At 36.6% G+C, this 21,182-nt stretch carries 20 protein-coding genes; 9 read left to right on the forward strand and 11 right to left on the reverse strand.

Going from position 1 to position 21,182, the window contains the following annotated elements; translation table 11 throughout:
• Positions 1-190 precede the first annotated feature (190 nt).
• The 3 genes from Q0L68_RS05415 to Q0L68_RS05425 form a co-directional block, all read right to left on the reverse strand.
• Positions 191-634: a hypothetical protein gene (locus Q0L68_RS05415; protein WP_296700476.1), complete on the reverse strand. Its 444-nt coding sequence runs from the start codon at positions 632-634 to the stop codon at positions 191-193.
• Positions 635-717: 83 nt separating this feature from the next.
• Positions 718-3,117, reverse strand: coding sequence for a ribonucleoside-diphosphate reductase subunit alpha (locus tag Q0L68_RS05420; protein ID WP_296700478.1), 2,400 nt, complete (start codon positions 3,115-3,117; stop codon positions 718-720).
• Between the two features lie 40 nt (positions 3,118-3,157).
• On the reverse strand, positions 3,158-4,138 hold the full coding sequence (locus Q0L68_RS05425) for a ribonucleoside-diphosphate reductase small subunit (RefSeq protein WP_296700480.1): 981 nt from the start codon (positions 4,136-4,138) through the stop codon (positions 3,158-3,160).
• Positions 4,139-4,731: 593 nt separating this feature from the next.
• On the opposite strand from Q0L68_RS05425, the gene rplU reads away from it, so the two are divergent.
• The 3 genes from rplU (at position 4,732) to Q0L68_RS05440 (ending at position 8,540) form a co-directional block, all read left to right on the forward strand.
• Positions 4,732-5,043, forward strand: coding sequence for a 50S ribosomal protein L21 (gene rplU / locus Q0L68_RS05430; RefSeq protein ID WP_296700483.1), 312 nt, complete (start codon positions 4,732-4,734; stop codon positions 5,041-5,043).
• Positions 5,044-5,076: 33 nt separating this feature from the next.
• Positions 5,077-5,337 carry a 50S ribosomal protein L27 gene (gene rpmA, locus Q0L68_RS05435; protein ID WP_074222821.1) on the forward strand — a complete coding sequence of 87 codons (261 nt, stop codon included), beginning with the start codon at positions 5,077-5,079 and terminating at the stop codon, positions 5,335-5,337.
• A 149-nt stretch (positions 5,338-5,486) separates the two neighbouring features.
• The gene (locus Q0L68_RS05440) at positions 5,487-8,540 is read left to right on the forward strand and encodes a glycosyl hydrolase (protein WP_296700488.1); all 3,054 of its coding nucleotides are present in this window, start codon (positions 5,487-5,489) and stop codon (positions 8,538-8,540) included.
• Positions 8,541-8,573: 33 nt separating this feature from the next.
• Here the strand turns inward: Q0L68_RS05440 and Q0L68_RS05445 are convergent, their stop codons facing one another.
• From Q0L68_RS05445 to lipB, 6 genes are read right to left on the reverse strand one after another with little or no spacing between them, the layout of a single operon-like run.
• Complete coding sequence (locus Q0L68_RS05445; RefSeq protein ID WP_296700491.1) at positions 8,574-9,203, reverse strand: rhomboid family intramembrane serine protease; 630 nt, start codon at positions 9,201-9,203, stop codon at positions 8,574-8,576.
• Between the two features lie 2 nt (positions 9,204-9,205).
• Complete coding sequence (locus Q0L68_RS05450) at positions 9,206-10,192, reverse strand: polyprenyl synthetase family protein (protein WP_296700494.1); 987 nt, start codon at positions 10,190-10,192, stop codon at positions 9,206-9,208.
• Positions 10,155-12,356 (reverse strand): ribonuclease R, encoded by a 2,202-nt coding sequence (gene rnr / locus Q0L68_RS05455; RefSeq protein WP_296700497.1) that lies wholly within the window; start codon positions 12,354-12,356, stop codon positions 10,155-10,157. Before rnr ends, Q0L68_RS05450 begins: the two co-directional genes overlap by 38 nt.
• A 54-nt stretch (positions 12,357-12,410) precedes the next feature.
• A complete protein-coding gene (locus tag Q0L68_RS05460; protein WP_296700499.1) occupies positions 12,411-13,160 on the reverse strand; it encodes a 3'-5' exonuclease in 750 nt (249 codons plus the stop codon).
• An 11-nt stretch (positions 13,161-13,171) separates the two neighbouring features.
• The gene (locus tag Q0L68_RS05465) at positions 13,172-13,567 is read right to left on the reverse strand and encodes a hypothetical protein (RefSeq protein WP_296700502.1); all 396 of its coding nucleotides are present in this window, start codon (positions 13,565-13,567) and stop codon (positions 13,172-13,174) included.
• A 3-nt stretch (positions 13,568-13,570) separates the two neighbouring features.
• Positions 13,571-14,290 carry a lipoyl(octanoyl) transferase LipB gene (gene lipB / locus Q0L68_RS05470; RefSeq protein WP_296700505.1) on the reverse strand — a complete coding sequence of 240 codons (720 nt, stop codon included), beginning with the start codon at positions 14,288-14,290 and terminating at the stop codon, positions 13,571-13,573.
• Between the two features lie 81 nt (positions 14,291-14,371).
• Between lipB and Q0L68_RS05475 the strand changes: the two genes are divergently transcribed.
• Together Q0L68_RS05475 and Q0L68_RS05480 are read left to right on the forward strand one after the other, a co-directional pair.
• Complete coding sequence (locus tag Q0L68_RS05475; protein WP_296700508.1) at positions 14,372-14,728, forward strand: YraN family protein; 357 nt, start codon at positions 14,372-14,374, stop codon at positions 14,726-14,728.
• A gap of 32 nt (positions 14,729-14,760) precedes the next feature.
• Positions 14,761-15,288 carry a YSC84-related protein gene (locus tag Q0L68_RS05480; RefSeq protein WP_296700511.1) on the forward strand — a complete coding sequence of 176 codons (528 nt, stop codon included), beginning with the start codon at positions 14,761-14,763 and terminating at the stop codon, positions 15,286-15,288.
• A 3-nt stretch (positions 15,289-15,291) separates the two neighbouring features.
• On the opposite strand, the gene Q0L68_RS05485 is transcribed toward Q0L68_RS05480, so the two are convergent.
• The gene (locus tag Q0L68_RS05485) at positions 15,292-16,137 is read right to left on the reverse strand and encodes a hypothetical protein (RefSeq protein WP_296700514.1); all 846 of its coding nucleotides are present in this window, start codon (positions 16,135-16,137) and stop codon (positions 15,292-15,294) included.
• A gap of 135 nt (positions 16,138-16,272) precedes the next feature.
• On the opposite strand from Q0L68_RS05485, the gene Q0L68_RS05490 reads away from it, so the two are divergent.
• Entirely contained in the window at positions 16,273-17,475 is a 1,203-nt protein-coding gene (locus Q0L68_RS05490; RefSeq protein WP_296700517.1) for a pyridoxal phosphate-dependent aminotransferase, read from the forward strand.
• Positions 17,476-17,565: 90 nt separating this feature from the next.
• Positions 17,566-18,276: a glycosyltransferase family 2 protein gene (locus tag Q0L68_RS05495; protein ID WP_296700520.1), complete on the forward strand. Its 711-nt coding sequence runs from the start codon at positions 17,566-17,568 to the stop codon at positions 18,274-18,276.
• Here Q0L68_RS05495 and Q0L68_RS05500 read toward each other — a convergent pair.
• On the reverse strand, positions 18,273-19,064 hold the full coding sequence (locus tag Q0L68_RS05500; protein WP_296700523.1) for a glycosyltransferase family A protein: 792 nt from the start codon (positions 19,062-19,064) through the stop codon (positions 18,273-18,275). The two genes, Q0L68_RS05495 and Q0L68_RS05500, sit on opposite strands and share 4 nt — an antisense overlap.
• Positions 19,065-19,365: 301 nt before the next feature.
• On the opposite strand from Q0L68_RS05500, the gene Q0L68_RS05505 reads away from it, so the two are divergent.
• Positions 19,366-20,403, forward strand: a complete 1,038-nt coding sequence (locus Q0L68_RS05505; RefSeq protein WP_296700524.1) for a DUF4421 domain-containing protein — start codon at positions 19,366-19,368, stop codon at positions 20,401-20,403.
• Between the two features lie 65 nt (positions 20,404-20,468).
• The coding region (locus tag Q0L68_RS05510; protein WP_296700526.1) for an aldehyde dehydrogenase family protein at positions 20,469-21,182 on the forward strand (714 nt) is incomplete at its 3' end.

Here is a 21,182-nt window from a genome sequence, read left to right on the forward strand (position 1 = left end):
TCCCGAACAGAGAAGTTAAGCCCTGCAGCGCCGATGGTACTGGGGTTACACCCGGGAGAGTAGGTCGCCGCCACATTATTTAAGCCCTTTGGTTAACTCCAAAGGGCTTTTTTTGTATTTAAGAGAAAAACTGATTTTTAAATAATGAAGTGATGCTAGAAAAATTGGTTTTTTAGATTTAGCCTAATTATCACCATATATTAAATTGCTCAAAGTGATGTTGGAAATGCTTTGGGTGGAAAAGTTCCCACTCTAAAAATGTCATGGGTCCGAACCTGGGATGTATCGTTTTTGCATTTTGATTTTCTTTAAAATAGTCTTGATATTCTTCTAGACTTTTGATCAAATTTTCTTTTGCAACTGAAAGGTTCGGATGCTTTAAAGGCATTAAATTATCTCCGATTCCAGGTGCTTTCACCCCTTTTGGGAATTCAAGATTTGTATTTAATAATGCTTCCTTTTGTGCGAGCTGTTTTTCAGTCGGTTCAAACTTTGGATATGAAATCCTATTACTAGAAATTTTAACTGTAATTGTCAAATGTTCTACCATGTGTTGAACTGGCATTATCCCAAAGTTTCTTTTAGAATCTAAGGTAAGGTTACTCAACTTGCTTTTTATCTCTTCAATTTTCATAGGGCATCCCTTTAACAGGTTAATATAAAAAAAAGCGTTTGATATAATCAAACGCCTTTTGCCATTTAACGAACTCTAAATTTTTAACTTCCGCACATTTCACAGCCTTCAGGATCATCCAAAGAACAAGATATAGCATCTTGTTTCTGTGATTTAGCGTTTATCTCTTCTTGCATAGCTTTGTCCACTTTTGTCTCAAAATTACTCTTATCTAATGTGAACTTGATAGCACTTGTGGCAGCTTGAGATCTTAAATAATACATTCCTGTTTTTAATCCCTTTTTCCATGCGTAAAAATGCATTGAGGTAAGCTTGCCGAAGTTAGGATCTTGTAAAAAGACATTCATACTTTGTGATTGACAAATATATGCACCTCTGTCAGCTGCCATATCAATCACTACTTTTTGAGAAATTTCCCACACTGTTTTATAAATATCCTTGATATTTTGTGGTACACCCGGTAGACTTTGTACTGAACCATTTGTTGAAATTAATCTATTTCTCATGGTATCATCCCAAAGACCTAATCGGATCAAATCTTTCATTAAATGCTTATTCACCACAATGAATTCGCCAGAGAGAGTCCTTCTCGTATAGATATTTGTGGTGTAAGGCTCAAAGCATTCGTTGTTTCCTAAAATTTGAGAGGTTGAAGCTGTTGGCATAGGAGCAACTAAAAGTGAGTTCCTCATACCGTTCCTCTTGATTTTTTCTTTAAGAGCACTCCAATCCCATCTTTCGGATTTTGGTGTTACGCCCCACATATCAAATTGTAATATGCCCTTAGAAGCAGGAGACCCCTCATAGGTTTCATAAGTACCTTCAATCATTGCTAGCTCCATAGAAGTTTCAGCAGCAGCATAATAGATAGTTTCGAAGATATCTTCGTTCAATCCTTTTGCTTCAGCTGACTCAAATGGCATTCTTAACATGATGAAAGCATCAGCTAATCCTTGAACACCTAATCCAATAGGCCTATGTCTGAAGTTTGACCTTCTTGCCTCTTCAACGGGATAATAGTTTACATCAATAACTTTATTCAAGTTTCGAGTAGCAACTTTTGTTATCTCATATAACTTTTGGTGATCAAAGAATAATTTGCCATCAGGACCCATTCTTACAAATTTTGGAAGGGCCAAGGAGGCCAGATTACAAACGGCAACTTCATCAGGCGAGGTGTATTCAATAATCTCAGTACAGAGGTTTGAAGATTTAATGGTACCCAGATTCTTTTGATTTGACTTTCCATTAGCAGCATCTTTATAAAGCATGTATGGAGTACCTGTTTCGATCTGGGATTCTAAAATCTCAAACCAGAGTTCCTGAGCTTTTATAGTTTCTCTAGCTCTTCCTTCTTTCTCATACTTTTCGTATAATCTTTCGAATTCTTCACCATGACATTCGGACAATCCCGGAGCTTCATTTGGGCAAAAGAGTGACCAACTTTCATTTTGTTCAACACGCTTCATGAATAAATCCGGGATCCAAAGAGCATAAAACAAGTCTCTAGCTCTCATTTCCTCTTTACCATGGTTTCTTTTCAGCTCCAAGAAGTCTTTTACATCTGCGTGCCAAGGCTCAAGATAAATAGCAAAACTTCCTTTTCTCTTCCCTCCACCTTGATCTACATAACGAGCTGTCATGTCAAAGTTCCTTAGCATTGGGACAATACCATTGGATACACCATTTGTTCCTTTTATATAGGATCCTTTAGCCCTAACATGGTGAATAGAAAGACCTATACCACCTGCAGATTGAGAGATTTTAGCGCATTGCTTTAATGTATCATAAATTCCGTCAATACTATCATCCTTCATCGTCAATAAGAAACAAGAAGAAAGCTGAGGTTTAGGTGTCCCTGCATTAAAGAGTGTTGGAGTAGCATGAGTAAACCACTTTTCAGAAAGCAAGTTATAAGTCTCCAGAACTGAATCTATATCTCCTTTATGGATTCCAACTGCCACTCTCATTAGCATATGTTGAGGTCTCTCTACTACTTTACCATCAAGACGGATTAGGTAACTTCTCTCCAAAGTTTTATACCCAAAGTAATCGTAGTCGAAATCTCTTTTATAGTCTATCGCAGCATCAAATTTTGCTGCATTTTTCTTAATCACACCATATACCTCCGGGTCTATCAAAGAAGCATTTGCACCTGTTTTAGGGTTGATATAAGTATAAAGTCTCTTCATCGTATTTGAGAAGGACTGACTGGTGGTTTTATGAAGGTTTGAGATGGCAATTCTGGCCGCTAAAACTGCATAATCAGGATGTTTAACTGTCAATGATGCACAAACCTCTGCAGCAAGATTGTCTAGCTCAGTGGTAGTGACACCATCATATAATCCATCAATAACTTTTTTAGCTACCTCAATTGGTTGGATGAATTTGGGATCCAATCCATAGCAAAGATTTTCAATACGAGCAGTGATTTTGTCAAATCTTACTGACTCTCTTCTTCCGTCTCTTTTTATTACTAACATATACTTTGGAGATTTAGGGTAAGTGGGTTATAGGATAAATTTAAAAGTCCTCTCCTATGGAGAATCTTGGGGATGAATCTGGTGCTTCAGTTGATTTCATTACTCCCGCTTTTTGATAGTCACCCACTCTTTTTTCAAAGAAGTTGGTTTTACCTTGAAGTGAAATCATGTCCATGAAATCAAACGGATTGGAGCTGTTCCATACCTTTTCACAACCTAATTCCATTAATAATCTATCTGCAACAAATTCAATATATTGACACATTAAATCGGCATTCATCCCGATTAGCCTCACTGGTAGTGCATCGGTAACAAATTCCTTTTCAATTGTCACTGCATCAATAATAATTTCTCTAACTGTTTCTTTTGGTAATTGATTAACCACATGTTTGGTATACAAGTGACAGGCAAAATCACAATGCAAGCCTTCATCCCTTGAAATCAACTCATTTGAGAAAGTAAGGCCTGGCATCAATCCTCTTTTCTTTAACCAAAAAATAGAACAAAATGAACCAGAGAAGAAAATTCCTTCTACTGCAGCAAAAGCAATCAACCTTTCCTGGAAGGAGCCGTTGTCGATCCATCTAAGAGCCCAATCAGCTTTCTTTTTAACACAGTCTATATGTTCTATCGCATTTAGTAATTTATCTCGCTCAGCCGCATCTTTAATATAGGTGTCAATTAAAAGGCTGTAGGTTTCTGAATGAATATTTTCCATAGCTATTTGAAAGCCATAGAAAAACTTTGCTTCTGTATATTGAACTTCTGCTACAAAATGTTCTGCGAGGTTTTCATTTACAATTCCATCACTCGCCGCAAAAAAAGCTAAGACATGAGATATAAAATGTCTTTCCCCATCGTTTAAACTTTTCCAGTCAACCATGTCCTGACCTAGGTCAATTTCTTCTGCTGTCCAAAAGCTTGCCTCAGCTTTTTTATAAAATTGCCAAATGTCTGTGTGTTGGATAGGAAATAATACAAATCTGTTTTTGTTCTCTGATAAAATTGGTTCTTGCTGCATCTTTCTCTCTAAATAATTAAATCGTATTAAAATTAATTGGTTTCCTATTTTTGGTATCTCATGGTGCGGGGAAGAGAAAGGCTGCCTTTTCAGAACAGCCTTTGAACAAATATGTGAACCAATTCGGAGAAATAAAATACCTAAAGGTGTACTTAAAGCAAGTAATTGAACAAAGGTCAAAAACTATTTAATTAGCTATAATTCAATATAATAAATATCATAAGAGAAAGTAAAAGATTAGCTAAATAGGCCAATATCGACGCTTGAAATTTTTTTTATAAACTTTAAAAAAAAAATGTTTACCAAAATTCAATTACTACTTTGAACTATAGTCAATAAAAATTAGAAAATTGAATTATTACTCAATTAATTGAATATCAATATTTAAAGACGTTTTTTTAGGATTTCAAATACAAATTTGGAAGAAAAAATTGTAGAGTTATTTAATTTTTCAGAATGTAAATCTTCTATAGACTTACATAATTCTTAAATCTGGCGGTAATAGGCGTTATATATTTTATTCGGCTGTTTTTTTCTTCCAATCATCTTCCTTATATTTGCACTCCGATTTCGACTAAGAATTCAAAATACTCATGTACGCAATTGTAAACATCGCAGGAAAGCAGTTCAAAGTAACAAAAGATCAGTTCGTCTTCGCTCCAAAGCTTGAAGGTGAAACTGGCGCTTCCGTGGAATTTGACCAAGTTTTATTAGCCGAGGCTGATGGCTCTGTGTCTGTAGGAGCTCCTCTATTAGCAGGAGCAAAGGTATCTGGGAAAATCCTAGATCATGTAAAAGGTGATAAAGTCATCGTCTTCAAAAAGAAGCGTCGTAAAGGCTACAAAAAGAAGAACGGTCACAGACAAGATTTCACCAAAGTTTTGATCGAAAATATTGTACTATAAGTTTTCTCTCTGAAAACATAAAAGAATAAAACCATGGCACACAAAAAAGGCGTCGGTAGTTCCAAAAACGGAAGAGAGTCACATTCCAAAAGATTGGGTGTGAAGAAATTTGGTGGTGAGCAAGTAATTGCAGGAAATATCATCATTAGACAAAGAGGTACAAAGCATCATGCTGGAGAAAATGTTGGCGTAGGCAAAGACCATACATTATTTGCTCTTTCTGATGGAGTTGTGACATTCAAAAAGAAATTCGATGGTAAGTCATACGTAAGTGTGTTACCAGCAGAAGCTTAATCTTTTAATGATAGCATTCGAAAGCCTCTTCATTTGAAGGGGCTTTTTTTTGTCTTTATTTTTTCCTTCAACCTTCTGTAATTTTTTCAATTTAAGTTCCAAAGACTTTGCCTAAATTATTATCTTGGAAAACCACCAAATTAATTAATATGAGCAAGTTGATACGATACGGAATACTTTGTATTCTTATTGGGCTAACAGGAATTTCTTTTGCACAAGATATTCCCAATCCTGAAATTTATAATGCCCTTGAATGGCGTTTAGTAGGTCCACATAGAGGTGGACGATCTGATGGAGTAACTGGAGTCGCAGGTAGTGATCATTCCTATTATTTCGCGTCGACTGGAGGAGGAGTTTGGAAAACCGTTGATTCAGGGAATACTTGGAACCCCGTATCTGATGGATTTTTTGGAGGTTCAATCGGTGCAGTGGCAGTTTCAAAAAGCGATACAAGTGTAGTTTATGCAGGTGGTGGCGAAAAAACCGTAAGAGGAAATGTCTCTTTTGGATACGGGGTATGGAAAAGTATCGATGCTGGTAAAACTTGGGAACAAGCCGGGTTGGAAAAAAGTCGATTTATATCCCGAATGAGAATTCATCCGGAAAATCCAGATGTAGTCTACGCTGCTGTGATGGGTGATATTTTTAAGCCAGATGAAACAAGGGGTATTTATAAGACGATTGATGGAGGTAAAACTTGGGAAAAAATTCTTTTTTCAAGCGATGTAGCTGGAGCTGTAGATTTGGTTATGGATCCAAACAACCCGGATATCCTTTTCGCAACTACATGGGACATCAAAAGAACTCCCTATAGTTTGGAAAGTGGCGGGCCAGGTTCCAAAATGTTTAAATCCATCGATGGTGGAAAAACATGGGAGGATTTGACCAAAAAAGAAGGTTTCCCTGAAGGTATCCTAGGAATTATGGGAGTATCAGTTTCCCCTGTAAATTCACAAAGAGTATATGCCATAATAGAAAATGAAAACGGTGGAGTTTTTGTATCGAAAGATGGTGGCGAGTCATGGGAAAAAACCAATGAAGACAGAAACCTAAGGCAAAGAGCTTGGTATTATACCAGAATTTTTGCTGATTCTCAAGATGAGGAAACGGTTTATGTGTTGAATGTAAGTTACCATAAATCAACAGACGGGGGCAAGACTTTTAAGAGTGCGAATGCTCCTCATGGGGATCATCATGATCTTTGGATTGACCCAGAGAATAATCAGAGGATGATTATTGCTGATGATGGAGGCGCTCAGATAACTGACGATGGGGGAAATAATTGGTCTACATTAATGAACCAGCCGACTTCTCAATTTTATAGAGTTACCACAGACAATAGCTTTCCCTACAGAATTTATGGTGCTCAGCAAGATAATTCGACTGTAAGAATCCGACATAGAAATGACGGAAGATCAATTTCTGAATCAGATTGGGAGCCAACCGCTGGAGGCGAAAGTGGATGGATTGCCCCAGACCCACTCAATAATGATATTGTTTATGGAGGATCATATGGTGGGTATTTAACGAGGGAGAACCATGATAATGGTACTTCAAGATCAGTGAATGTTTACCCAAACAATCCAATGGGGCACGGGGCTGAAGATATGAAGTATAGATTCCAATGGAATTTTCCTATTTTCTTTTCTCCTCATAATCCAAAACTTCTTTACACTACCAGTAACCAATTCCACCGGTCTACAAATGAAGGTCAAAGCTGGGAGGTCATTTCCCCTGATTTGACTAGAAATGATAAAAGTAAATTAGGTCCTTCGGGTGGTCCTATCACCAAGGATAATACCTCGGTTGAGTATTATGCAACCATCTTCACTGCTGCAGAGTCGCCAGTTAAAGCTGGAGTTCTCTGGGCTGGGTCAGATGATGGTTTAGTTCATGTCACCCAAGATAATGGAGCTACTTGGCAAAATGTAACTCCAGCGGATATGCCGGAATGGTTACAGATCAACAGCATAGAAGCAAGTCCTTTTGATCCTGCGGAAGCGTATTTTGCTGCAACGGGATATAAAAGTGGGAACTATGAACCTTATTTATATACTACAAAGGATTATGGAAAGACATGGACTAAAATCACTTCAGGTATAAATGAAGAACATTTTACTCGTGTAGTGAGAGCAGATCCTGTGAAAAGAGGGATGCTTTATGCCGGAACAGAAACTGGAATGTACTATTCCAAAGATGATGGTGCTTCTTGGTATTCATTACAGTTAAATCTGCCAATAGTTTCGATCACAGACTTAGCGATTAAAGAAAATAATTTGATTGCGGCCACGCAAGGTAGATCATTTTGGATTATTGATGATTTAACAGTTTTGCATCAGGCAGAGCCAGGAATGGAGAATAGTTCTTTAACACTATTTAAACCACAAGATTCCTATAGAATGGATGGTTCCAAAAGAAAGAGTTTGACATCAGGAACAAATAGGCCTGGTGGGGTACTTGTGTATTATTACATAAAGGAAAAACCTCAAGATGAGTTGAGAATTGAATTCTTTGATTCAAAGGATCAACCATTAAGGAAATTTTCTACAAAAGGAATAAACGGGGATACTCTAAAAGTTAAAGAAGGAAGTAATGAATTCAACTGGAATCTCCGGGTCGAAGATGCTGAAGATTTTGAAGGTCTAATCATGTGGTCTGGCAACCTAACAGGTCCGAAGATAGTACCTGGGACTTATAAAGTAAAAGTGACACTTGATGGAGAATCCCAAGAAAAGTCATTTAAGGTATTGGCTGATCCTAGGTATGAAGCAACTCAAGAAGACTTGGTAGCTCAATATAATTATTTGATTGATGTTAGGGATAAACTGACCGAGACACATCAAGTAATCAAACTTATTCGTCAATACAGATCAGAAATGGATAGTCTGGAGACTAAGCCAAACAATTTGGAAATGATTAAGGAGGAAATGGCTGAGATTGAAAAAACACTATATCAAACTCAAAACCAAAGCCGTCAGGATCCTTTGAATTTTCCGATCAGATTGAATAATAAATTGGCTCATCTCAGCTCAGTAGTTGGAAATGGAGACTGGGCTCCAACCGACCAATCTTACGAAGTCAAAGCCGAACTTACCGAGAAAATTGATGTTCAGTTGGCAAGATTCAAGCAGCTGGAACAAACCCAAATATCCCAGATTTTCAATATTGAAGAGATGCGGACAAAATTGGATAAGAAAAAATAGTTTGAAAGCTCCCGATTTATCGGGAGCTTTTTTTTAAAACGGTCTGTAAGATTTTATTTGTTCAAAAAATTGTAATGCACTTTCTGGAGAGACAACCAAAATAAACACGATTCCAAAAATTGCCCCATACAAATGAGCATCATGATTAATTGCATCCTCCCCATTTTTTCCTTTGAAATAAGAATAGATTAAAAAAAGACCACCTAAAATAAAGCCTGGCAAACAGAGGATTCCAAATAGGCAAATGTCTGATAAGGGCATAATGATTATACTTGCAAATACTGTTGCGGCTGTTCCACCAGATGCTCCTAAAGCACGGTAATGGCTATTGTCTTGGTTTTTTAAAAAGGTAGGAATATCCGAAAGTACAATACCTAAGAAATAGAAAAGTACATAAACGATGCCTCCTATGAGTACTCCAAACTTATACCCCAGAAACTGTTCAACAAACCCTCCGAAAAAATAGAAAGTGAACATATTGAACAATAAATGCATGTAATCTTTATGAATTAATCCAGAGGTGATAAATCGATCCCATTGGCTTCTTCTCTTTATAATATATGGCACAAACATCCACCGATTAATAAAGGCTGGGTTATTAAATCCTATGATACTCGTGATCGCTGTAATGATAATCAGAACAGCAGTAATTGATAAATTCATACTTATTTTTCTCGATGGATCAAGTCCTCAGTTATTTGCTTGAGTTCATCAAAATAGGAGTTGTTTTTAAATTCGATGTTATCCAATTGATGGAAACCTGCATCAAAATAACTGTTCATCTTTGCCTCTGTAAGATTTTTGATTCCAAGCTTTTCATAAATAGCTTTGACCGAACGTACCTTTTCTTCTTTATCAAATTCGGTCTGAGACAACCAATGTTTCAATTCCTCAGATTCCTTTTCTTTTGCAAGTTCCAATGCTTTGATCAGCAAAAATGTTTTTTTATTCGAAATGATATCACCACCTACTTGCTTTCCGAATTTAGCTTGGTCTGCGTAGACGTCTAATAAATCATCTTTTAACTGAAATCCAATCCCAATATTTACCCCGAAATCATAAAGTTTACTTGACTCGATTTCTCCTGCTCCTCCTAATACGGCTCCCATCTTTAAAGCGCAACCTAATAAAACTGCAGTTTTAAGTCGGATCATATTAATATATTCTTCCTCTGTAACTTCTGGAAGACTTTCGAAATTCATATCAAATTGTTGACCTTCACAGACCTCGGCAGCAGTTTTATTGAAAAGTTTTATTATTTCAGGTAAAAGACTTGGATCAGTTTCAACCAGTAGATCATATGCTCTTACAAGCATTACATCGCCTGACAAAATAGCAATGTTTGCATCCCATTTTTCATGAACAGTATCTTTTCCTCTTCTCAGGGGAGCCTGATCCATAATATCATCATGCATCAAAGTGAAGTTGTGAAAAACTTCGATTGCTGAGGCTTGCTTTAGGATTCTTTCAGGATTGCTCTGATACATTCCATAAGTTAATAGGCTCAACAAAGGCCTAATCCTTTTGCCTCCTAAGCTTAAGATATATTCAATAGGCTCGTATAATTCTTTTGGTGATTCTCCGAAATTTTGAGACTTTAAAAAAGTCTCGAGTTTATCTAATAGCTCGGCCGCGTGGCTTTTTCCCATCATTGTCTGCAAATTCCAAATCTATTGTTCTACGGTCAATATCAGTATTAACTACTCTGACCTTCACTTTGTCGCCCAAAGTGATCATTTTTTTTGTTTTAGATCCCACCAGTCTCATATTTTTCTGGTCGAATTCATAATAATCATCACTCATATCCTGAACACGAATCATTCCTTCACATTTCGTTTCAGTGATTTCTACAAATACTCCCCATTCAGTAATCCCACTTACTAAACCATCATAATCTTTTTGTTCGGCAAGAGACATAAACTCCACTTGCTTGTATTTGATCGATGCTCTTTCAGCATCAGCTGCTCTTTTTTCCCGTTCTGAAGAATGAACACATTTTGGTTCCCAATCTTCCGCATCGGGAGATTTTCCGCCTTGAAGATAATGATCCAACAACCTATGCACCATCATGTCTGGATATCTTCGAATAGGGGAAGTGAAATGAGTATAATGTGCAAAGGCTAATCCAAAGTGTCCTTTTGGCTCTGTGGTATATTTTGCTTTTGCCATACTCCTAATAGAAAGCTGTTCCAAAACATTTTGTTCAGGCTTACCTTGAATTTCATCCATCAATTTATTCAATGCTCCTGAAATTTTCCTTTCATTTTCGATATCAAATTCATGTCCGAATCGCTTCGCAAAACCCGAAAAAGTTTCCAGTCTTTCCATGTCGGGAGAATCGTGTGTTCTATAGACAAAAGTGTCATTTCCTTTTCCTTTTTTGAACACGAATTCTGCAACATATTTATTCGCTAAAAGCATGAACTCCTCAATGAGTTTATGAATATCTTTCCTCTCTTTGACCATCAATCCAAGCGGTGTTCCTTTTTCATCCAGTTTAAATTTAACTTCAACTGTTTCGAAATTGACAGCTCCATGATCAAATCTTCGCTTTCTTACTTTTTTAGCAAGATTGTTCAGTAAAGTCAATTCACTATAGAAATCCCCTGATTGGGTGTCTATGTTTTCTTGGGCTTCTTCATATGCAAACCTTCGGTCTGAATGGATAATGGTTCTTCCTATCCAATGTTTTATCACATTGGCCTCTCTATCCATTTCAAAAACGCAGGAGAAAGTGAGTTTATCTTCATTCGGTCTTAATGAACACAGGCCGTTACTTAATCTCTCTGGAAGCATTGGAATAGTTCTGTCAACTAAATAAACAGAAGTAGCTCTGTTATATGCCTCTTTTTCTAATGCTGTTTTTGGTTGTACATAATACGTTACATCTGCAATATGTACTCCCACTTCAAGATTTCCATTTGGAAGTACTTGATAAGAAATGGCATCATCAAAATCCTTTGCATCGGCAGGATCAATGGTAAAAGTTGAGATTCCTCTATAGTCTTTCCTTGATTTAATTTCCTTTGCCGTAATCTTATCAGAAATGGCATTAGCTTCTGCATCAGGCTCCTTTGGGTATTCAAAAGGAAGTCCAAACTCAGCCATAATTGAGTGAATTTCCACCTCATGTAATCCAGCTTGGCCTAAGACGCGAATGACTTTTCCTGTGGGGTTTTTATCTCCATCTCTCCATTCTGAAATCTTAACAATAACTTTTTCGTTATGCTGTGCTCCCATTAAATCACCTCTATGAACAAAGATGTCTTTGTGCATTTTCTTAAAATCGGGGACTACAAATGCGAATCGAGGCGAAATTTCAACTCTTCCTACAAACTCATCCCTATCTCTTTCAAGCACCTCTAAAACTTTGCCTTCCGATTTCCCAAACTTTCCTTTTAATGGATTAACCATGATCCTAACCTTATCTCCATCTAGAGCCTGTTTCATATCAGCCTCTTTTACGAGAATATCGCCATCATTTTGGGTAGGATCATCTGGAATAATGAATGCAAATCTTGGATTTACATAGTCTACTGTACCGATGATGAAATTTGGATCTTTTGTAGAGGAATAATAATTCCTAGGGTTTTTAGAAACGTGACCACTCTCTACGAGCTTTGATAAAACTGGTTCAACTGCGCCCTTGCTTAGTGAATCACGAATTTCTAACTTCTTGATAATTTGCTTGGAGTTGAATTCGTCTCCATAGTTTGCATCTAAAAATTGGAGGATACGTCTGGTCAAATTTGCCGTATCGTTGCTAGGTCCTCTTTTACTGTTTTTTGATTTTTTTCTGTCTGATTTTCTTCCCATTTGTCGGGGTTGTTGTGTTATTCCAATGTATAAAGATTTCTATGCCTTTTTACATTAATCTTTATGATGTTTTGGTGAATCTTCCAGGTGCACCATCTCAATTTCCATTTCATCAAGCTGAGGATGCATAGCTAAATAAACGCGGGCAGTTACTTCTACGTCTTTTCGGCAATAAGTTTTGATTCGATTAATATCTTTTTCTAGGTGAAAAGTGGTGTTGACCTGACTGCCATCCAGGTCTTCTTTGGAGGTAGGAATTCCGAAAACTGCAGCTAAAAGTTCTAGCCGGGTGTAATGCTTATAATCTCCAAATTTCCAAAGTTCAAGAGTATCCAAATGCCTTACTTCCCAAGGCTTTTTCCCTGCTATTTGTAGTGGTTCTGGTAAAGAGACCCCCTGCACAAGCATTCTTCGACAAAGGAAGGGGAAATCAAATTCCTTCCCGTTATGTGCACAAAGAACCCATTTTTTCTTTTCTAATAAGCCATTTAGTGACAAAAGAAGTTCCCTTTCATCATCATTAGAGAAAACTTTTGATCTAAAAACGAGTTTTTTATCCTTTTTTTTCCACTGAAAATAGCCCACTCCAACGCATATTACCTGGCCAAATTCTGCATGTATCCCTGCTTTATCAAAGTATAAGGCTCCAGGTTCAACTTTACCATGGTCAGTTTGAATCAGTTTTTCTTTTTTGATCCACTCATCCTTTAACCTTGGACTCAAGTCCTCAAATTTTTCGGTCAATGATGCAGTTTCAATGTCCAAAAAAAGAATGTCTCCTAATTGATCAAAAAAGTTAGCCATAAGCAGTGGAGTTAACTATGAAGTATCCCTTCCAAACCCAATTCTGGGATTTTCTGGAAGTTGGTAGGATCGAAACTACCTGGAGTAAATATAAACTTTTTATCAAAAATCTGATCAAGGATATAGTAACTCACCCAAAATTCATTTGTTAATGAAAATACTCCTGGATCAATCGGTTCTATTTTGGCAAAGGATTGTGGACCCAATTCTTCTATAATATGCCGCAGAGTTGAAGTTAGTCTCTTTTCTCCTTCTAGGATTCCATATCCTTTAGAGGTGATCATCACTGTTTTCAATTCTATTAAGTTTAGATTGAGAATATATACATTCCAATCTGTGTTGTTTCTCTCTTTTACAATAGCCAGTTTAACACCGGTCACTGGTTGAAAATCAATATCCTTTTTCATTCATCAATTAACTATTTCCATCTCAAAAAGATCTACAAGATGGGTTTTTACTTTTTCTTTTACCTCATTTAGATTAATCTCTCTTCCGAGTTCCTGTTTTAAGGAAGTGACTGCTTTATCATCAATCCCGCAGGGAATAATGTGATTAAAGTAATTTAAATCTGTATTGATATTAAAGGCAAAACCATGCATAGTAACCCAACGACTGGATTTCACCCCCATTGCACAAATTTTCCTTGGGTTTTTCTGCTCAATATGATCAATCCATACTCCAGTCAATCCTTCAATTCTCCCTGATTCGATTTGGTAATCCAAAAGCGTGCGAATGATACCTTCTTCCAGAAATCTTAAATATTTATGGATGTCGGTGAAAAAATTATCTAAATCTAAAATAGGGTATCCCACCAACTGACCAGGGCCATGATAGGTAATATCTCCTCCACGATTTATTTTGTAATATTTCGCATCATGTTTTTCAAGACCGAATTTGTCCAATAAGAGGTTCTCCTCCTTACCGCTTTTCCCCAAAGTATAAACATGCGGGTGTTCAACAAAAAAAACAAAATTGTCCGTCGAATTCTGCTCCTCCTTAGGTTTGTTCCGGTTAAGGATTTTTTTTGATACCGTTTCAGCAAATACAGATTCCTGAAAATCCCAAGCTTCTTGGTAATCCATTTTCCCGAGATCTCGGAATTCAACTTTTTTATTAATAATTTCGTTCATCTGATGCCTTTGGGGTTTTTAATCAACTCCTTTTTTGGGCTTTCCGTTCTACTATTTTTCAAAATTAAGCAATTATTCAAGATGGCTGAACATAATGACAATGGACGATTAGCTGAAGAATTAGCTTCACAATGGCTAATCGAAAAAGGCTATGAACTTCAAGAAAAAAATTATCGATATGGTTATGCTGAAATCGATCTTATTTTAAAATATAAAAAGCTTTTGGTTTTTGTGGAAGTCAAGTTTCGATCTGGCACCGGATTTGGATATGCAGAAGAGTTTGTTGATTACACTAAAAGAAAACTTATCATCAAAGCAGCCGATCAGTATATCTATGAGAAAAATTGGAATTTCGATATTCGTTTTGACATTGTTGGCGTTTACAGAGACAAGACAGGCGCTTACAATTTCAAACATTTTGAGGATGCTTTTTATTAAAACTACCAGATAACACCCAATTAAAAAACACTATGAAAAGATTAAGTTTAATGCTATTGCTTACTTTTTTTGCAATATTGACCAATGCACAGGATTCAAAAAAAGACCAACAAATTGTTGAGGATAGCCAAGAAGCCAAAGCTGCTTTTTTGGAAGATGATCCAGATATGCAAAGCTTTTTCGATAATTCCTATGCATACATCATTTTGCCAAATGTTGGAAAAGGCGGTTTAGGAATCGGGGGAGCTGCTGGAAACGGAGTTGCCTTTGAAAAAGGAGAATTTATCGGATATGCAAGAATGACCCAAGTAACAATTGGTTTTCAAGCTGGAGGCCAAGCTTACAGCGAAGTTGTTTTTTTTGAATCGGAAGAGGAATTCGATCGCTTTAAAGAAAATAAGATTGAAATGGCAGCACAGGTTTCTGCAGTAGCTGCAGCTTCAGGAGCTTCACTCAATGCAGAATACGTCGATGGGGTAGCAGTATTTACTAGGACCAAAGGAGGTTTGATGTATGAGGCTTCTGTGGGAGGTCAGCAGTTCAAATACAGGGAAAAATAAAAATTACATTTCTTTTCTATAAACTAAATTTCCGTCCTTATCCCATTCCGCGCGAATGTAGGGACGGAAATTTTCTGTATAAGCTTCCTCTTGGTATTGGATTTCTCGTTTTCTGATAGCTTTGGTGTTTCCAGTATCCCAATATTCTGTCCAAAGCCCTACTTTTTCCCCGTATTGATATTCACCAGTTACAGCCACTTGCTTGTCATCATAGAAGTAAAAATAATTCCCCTCCTCCAAACCATATTGAATGGGAGTAATTTCTTCTACTGTTTGGTTAGTTCTTTCATAATATGAAATCCTTGATTCCTTAGGCCAACCCTCGTTAAAATGATTTTTATCCTGAAGGACATTTTTTGAATCAAAGAGCATCCAAGTTTTGTGTTTTGTTCCAAAATAAAACATTCCACTCTCTACTACAGTCTCATTAATTTTCCGTTCATATGGGCCATGAAGTAAATACCCTTTTCCTTCTTGATATCCGGAAGTCCGAATACTTCTCTCCTGATTATCAAACCAATACACATCTCGTATGTATGGATCTAAGGCCCTAGCTTGTTCGGTATAGTTAAAAAATTCGAAAATCTCTTGTCCACGGATGTCCCTTTTAGCTAAACCTCTCTTTGTTTTGACCCCAAACCAAATGTTTTTCTTTGCCTTTTTCTTTTTCTCTTTTTTTTCTTCCTTCTCATTGCTATCATCAAACAGTAACAAGGGCATGGTCGTCGGCAAAAGACTGGAGTTTACAACTCCTGAAGAATCAGGATCTGATTTTGATTCAGCTTTTTGCCCAAAAGCTGTTTTAGAAAATAATAGGATGAATAAAAGAAATAAAGAAAACTTATTCATTGTATGTATTAAACGGAATTTCTTCTCGGGTATTTCATTCCAAAAATAACATTTCAATATCAAAAGCTGACATTTGTTTAGATTTTATAATCTTCTCTCTATTTTTGGGAGATTTTGAATAAACCACAGGAAAAAATGAATTCTATTCTATCAGAGCGGATTATTAATATGGAAGAATCAGCGACGCTGGCGATGGCAAAAAAAGCCAGAGAGCTGAAATCCAAAGGTATTGACATCATTGGGTTGAGTCTCGGTGAACCTGATTTTAAAACACCTAAGCATATCCAAGAAGCCGCAAAGGATGCGATTGATGAAGGTAAATACTTTTCTTATCCTCCTGTGGCTGGATACCAGGATTTGAGAGAGGCTATCGCAAAAAAGCTAAGAGAGGAAAATGAAATTTCTGAAGCAAAGGCTGAAAATATAGTCGTGTCCACAGGCGCTAAGCATTCAATTGCAAATGTTTTCATGTGTTTGATTAATGAAGGAGATGAGGTGGTAATCTTTTCGCCTTATTGGGTAAGTTATGCTGAGATCATCAAATTGGCTGGAGGAGTTCCGGTTTTGATTGAGGGAACATTGGAAAATAATTTCAAAGCAACTGCCGCACAATTAGAAGCTGCAATTACTCCCAAGACTAAAGCTGTTATTTATTCTTCCCCTTGCAATCCAACAGGTTCGGTATTCAGCAAGGAAGAATTAGAAGCAATTGCTGAGGTGATTTTGAAACATGAGAATATTATGGTGATTGCTGATGAGATTTATGAATTGATTAATTTCGTAGGAAGAAATTACAGTATTGCGTCCTTCCCAGGGATGTTTGAAAGAACAATTACTGTCAATGGATTCTCTAAGGGATACGCGATGACAGGTTGGAGAGTGGGATATATTTGCGGACCTCTTTTCATCGCCAAAGCAGTGGAAAAAATCCAGGGGCAATTTACATCTGGAGGTACAGGAATTGCTCAAAGAGCAGCCTTGGCTGGTATTTCTGGTGATCAAACCCCTTCCAAAGAAATGGCAAAAGCTTATTTTAAAAGGAGAGAATTGGTCATGGGATTATTGAAAGAAATCCCAGGAATTAAGACCCATGTTCCTGAAGGAGCTTTTTACTTCTTTCCAGACGTAACAGCATTTTTCGGAAAATCTGCTCAAGGGCATACTATCCAAAATGCTGATGATCTTTGTTTATACTTATTGGAAGTAGCAAATGTTTCTTTAGTTACTGGAGCTGCTTTTGGAGCACCATCTTGTGTAAGATTGTCCTATGCAGCTTCTGAAGAAGAACTAAAAGAGGCCATGGCTAGATTGAAAAAAGCATTAGGAGAACTTGCCTGATGATTAAAAAATAGACAGAATAACCCTGGAGAAATTCAGGGTTATTTTTTTGCCTTGTCGGAAACACTTAATTTTAAAGAAATCTTCTTTATGGCTAAAGTAATTGTAATCACCCCTGTCAAAAATTCAATTGTAACAACCTTGGATACAGCAAGGGCAATTGCTTCTTCAACTGTACCCGTGAAGCATGTTATTTTTAATGATTTTAGTTCTGAAGAAACAAAAACAGAATTAGAAAAAAACAAGACTGTCATTGGGTATGAATTAATACATATAGAAGAATTAACAAACAATCCTTCACCTAATTATAAACTTGTCCTTCAAATGGCTCAAAAAATGGGGTTAACTGAAAATTTGCCAGTTTTAGTGGTGGAATCTGATGTGGTTGTAAAACCTACAACTGTTGCGGAGATTTTAAAATATCAAGAATCCCATTCTAAAGCCGGATTGGTAGGTTCAGTAACAGTAGATGAAAATGGGTTTGTAAATTTTCCTTATCTGAAATTTAAAGGAGTCAAAGAATCTGTAATTACTACGCAAAGAAGCCTTAGTTTTTGTTGTACAATGTTTTCTTTACCTTTTTTGAAGTCATTTAATTTTACTGAATTGGATGAAGCAAAGGATTGGTTTGATACTTTTATTTCAAAGAAAGCTATTGAAATGGGTTTTGAAAATTATGTTTTGATGAGTTCTCCCGTTTGGCACCGACCTCATGCAAGCCGACCTTGGAAACAACTGAAATACACAAATCCTTTAAAGTATTATTTCTTGAAATTCTGGAAGGGGTTGGACAAAATTTAAAGTTTTCCTAAAAATTTCAACAGTGTATTATAAGGTTTAGACCAAGTTCTCTGAAACCTTAAAGGTCCATTTAATTCACGTTCAAAAAAATCAGGATACTTCTTGTTGAGGTATGCGATTCTTTTTCTTTTGGCTTCATCGCCTCCAGTTCTTTTTCTAAGACTATTTGAATTTCCTGTTAATCTATAATAAAAACCCACAAAGGGAAGCTGCACCACTTCGCCTCCATCTTTTAACATGTTAATCCAAAATTCCCAATCAGCCCGTCCTAAATTATAATCTTCGGCATATCCACCAATTCTTTCCCAATCTGATCTTCGATAAATTCCTGAAACGAAAATCATGTTATCCCTTGCTAAAGCATTCCTGCTGAAAGGCTTAAGTTTCCAGAATTTTTCTCCATTTTGATCGAATTTAATTCCCTGACAATACACAACTTTGACTTCTTCATTTTCTTCCAACACCTCTACTGCCTTGCTTATATAATCTTTTGAAATTAAATCATCACCGTCTAGGGGAAGTATATATTTCCCTTTTGCTGCTTTAATCCCGGTATTTCTTGCGATACCAACGCCTTGATTTTTTTGGTTTAGGTAGTTAACTGACTCATATGTTTTAGCTAGTCCATGACCAATTTCAGGGCTATCATCAGTAGAACCATCGTTAATTATAATTATTTCCAAAGGAGCGTAATCTGAATTCAGGGCAGATAAAACAGTTTCTTCCAGGTATTGCGCTTGGTTATAACAAGGGATTATCACGGTTACCAAAGATGCGGGACGTTTCATGTATGCAAATTAAGTGCTTCTATTTCGTTTCTGACTAAATTATTTTGTTCAATTATTCAATAATTAAGACTTTTTTATTGTGTTTAGTATGAAAAAATCCAAACAATAATTTGTTTAATTAAATAGAAGTAATAAATTTATAGAGGTGATTAAACAACTTTTCTCTATTATTTGATTTTTTAAAACGCTGAATTCGATGAGGATTCATTTTTCGAACTCTAACAGTTTTCAAAAATCCGGATGAAAGTCCGGATTTTTTTTTGTCAAAATTTAGTGGAACTTTCAGTCATATTTCACTTCAATGCTGCGATTTTATAAATACGCGTTCTGTCTCTTGGTATTGTTTTCTATTGCCATATCCTCCTATGCGCAGGAAAAAATTTCAGGATATGATACAAATTATGTGGAAAGTAATTCAAAGAGATTACTTCTAAGACTATATACATCGAAGAAATATACTGACTTAGTATCTAATGTACCTGGTGTAGATAAAGGATATAGGTTTATGCCCAATACAGGACTTAACCTTGGGTTAGGTTTTACATATCAAGCATTTACTTTAAATATTGCAGCACCTTTATCGTTCATGAATCCGGATAGGTATACAGATTGGCCTAAATATTTTGACTTACAAGCCCATGCCTACCCTAAAAATTTCATTATTGATTTTTTAGGACAGTTTTATAAAGGGTACTCTATTGAACCTAAATTTCTTCAGAATTCTAATGAAGCCTATCCTAGGGAAGACCTGAGATTAACTACAATAGGCCTGAATGTGAACTATTTGCTTTATGGCGAAAAGTTATCGTTACAAGCTTCTTTTAATCAATCTGAGATTCAAAAAAAATCAGCCTTTTCACCTTTTGTAGGTTTTGAGGCATATGGAGGCTCCGTCAAAGGGGATTCATTGTTGCTACCGGCTACTGAATTGATTGATGCAACTATCAATTTTGCAAAGTCAAGGTACTTTCAAGCTGGACCCAATGCAGGTCTCGCAGGCACACTGGTATTCGGAGGAGGGTTTTTCTTAACAGGAGTTGCTTCCGCAAATTTAAGTCTAGGTTTTTCAGAATGGGAAAATCAGGAAGTTTCAAAAAAATGGGGAGTGGTTCCCACTTATTTTTTGAGAGGATTTTTTGGCTACAATAATCGTCGCTTTTCTATAAATGCCAATTACGTCTATAAGCATTCAAATTTGGTTAAAGTCGAAGACTTTAATAATTCGATTAATACGGGGAATTATAGAATTAACCTAATTTATAAAATCAACGTAAGTGAAAAATTCGCAAGAGGATTTCACAAAATAAATCCATTTACTATTCTAGGTTTGAATAAATAAACTTATTTGGAAATCAATCTTCCAATTATTTTTAGCTTTGAAAAGTATTAAAAACAACCCAAATCATGACTGATCATTTTGGAATTCAGGAGTCTCTTAAAAAACTGGGGATTCAAACAAAAAATCTTGGAGTTTCCACAGGAGTAAATTGGCAAGATACAGGAGAATCATACATTCCGTCATGGTCCCCCGCAGATGGAGAAATTATTGCTGAAGTACAAATAGCAAACAGAGTGAGTTATGAAGCGGTAATTGCACAAGCTCAAATTGCCTTCGATCACTGGAGAATTGTACCTGCTCCTCAAAGAGGAGAGATAGTAAGAGAAATTGGGAATGCATTACGAGAAGTAAAAGCAGATCTTGGAAAATTGGTCTCTTATGAAATGGGGAAATCCTATCAAGAAGGCCTTGGTGAAGTACAGGAAATGATCGATATCTGCGATTTTGCTGTAGGTCTTTCCCGCCAATTATACGGTCTCACGATGCATTCTGAGCGCCCAGGACATAGAATGTACGAGCAATGGCATCCCTTAGGGATTGTGGGTATTATTTCAGCTTTTAATTTTCCGGTGGCTGTATGGTCTTGGAATGCAGCTTTGGCTTGGGTTTGTGGAGATGTTTGTCTTTGGAAACCATCTGAAAAAGCGCCTTTGTCAGGGATTGCTTGTCAGCATATTGCTGCAAAAGTTTTTGAAAAACATGGAATGCCTGAAGGTATTTGTTCTCTAATTATTGGAGATTATAAAGTTGGGGAGATGATGTCGCATGATTCCCGTGTG

Source organism: Algoriphagus sp. (assembly GCF_024642405.1).
GTDB lineage: Bacteria > Bacteroidota > Bacteroidia > Cytophagales > Cyclobacteriaceae > Algoriphagus.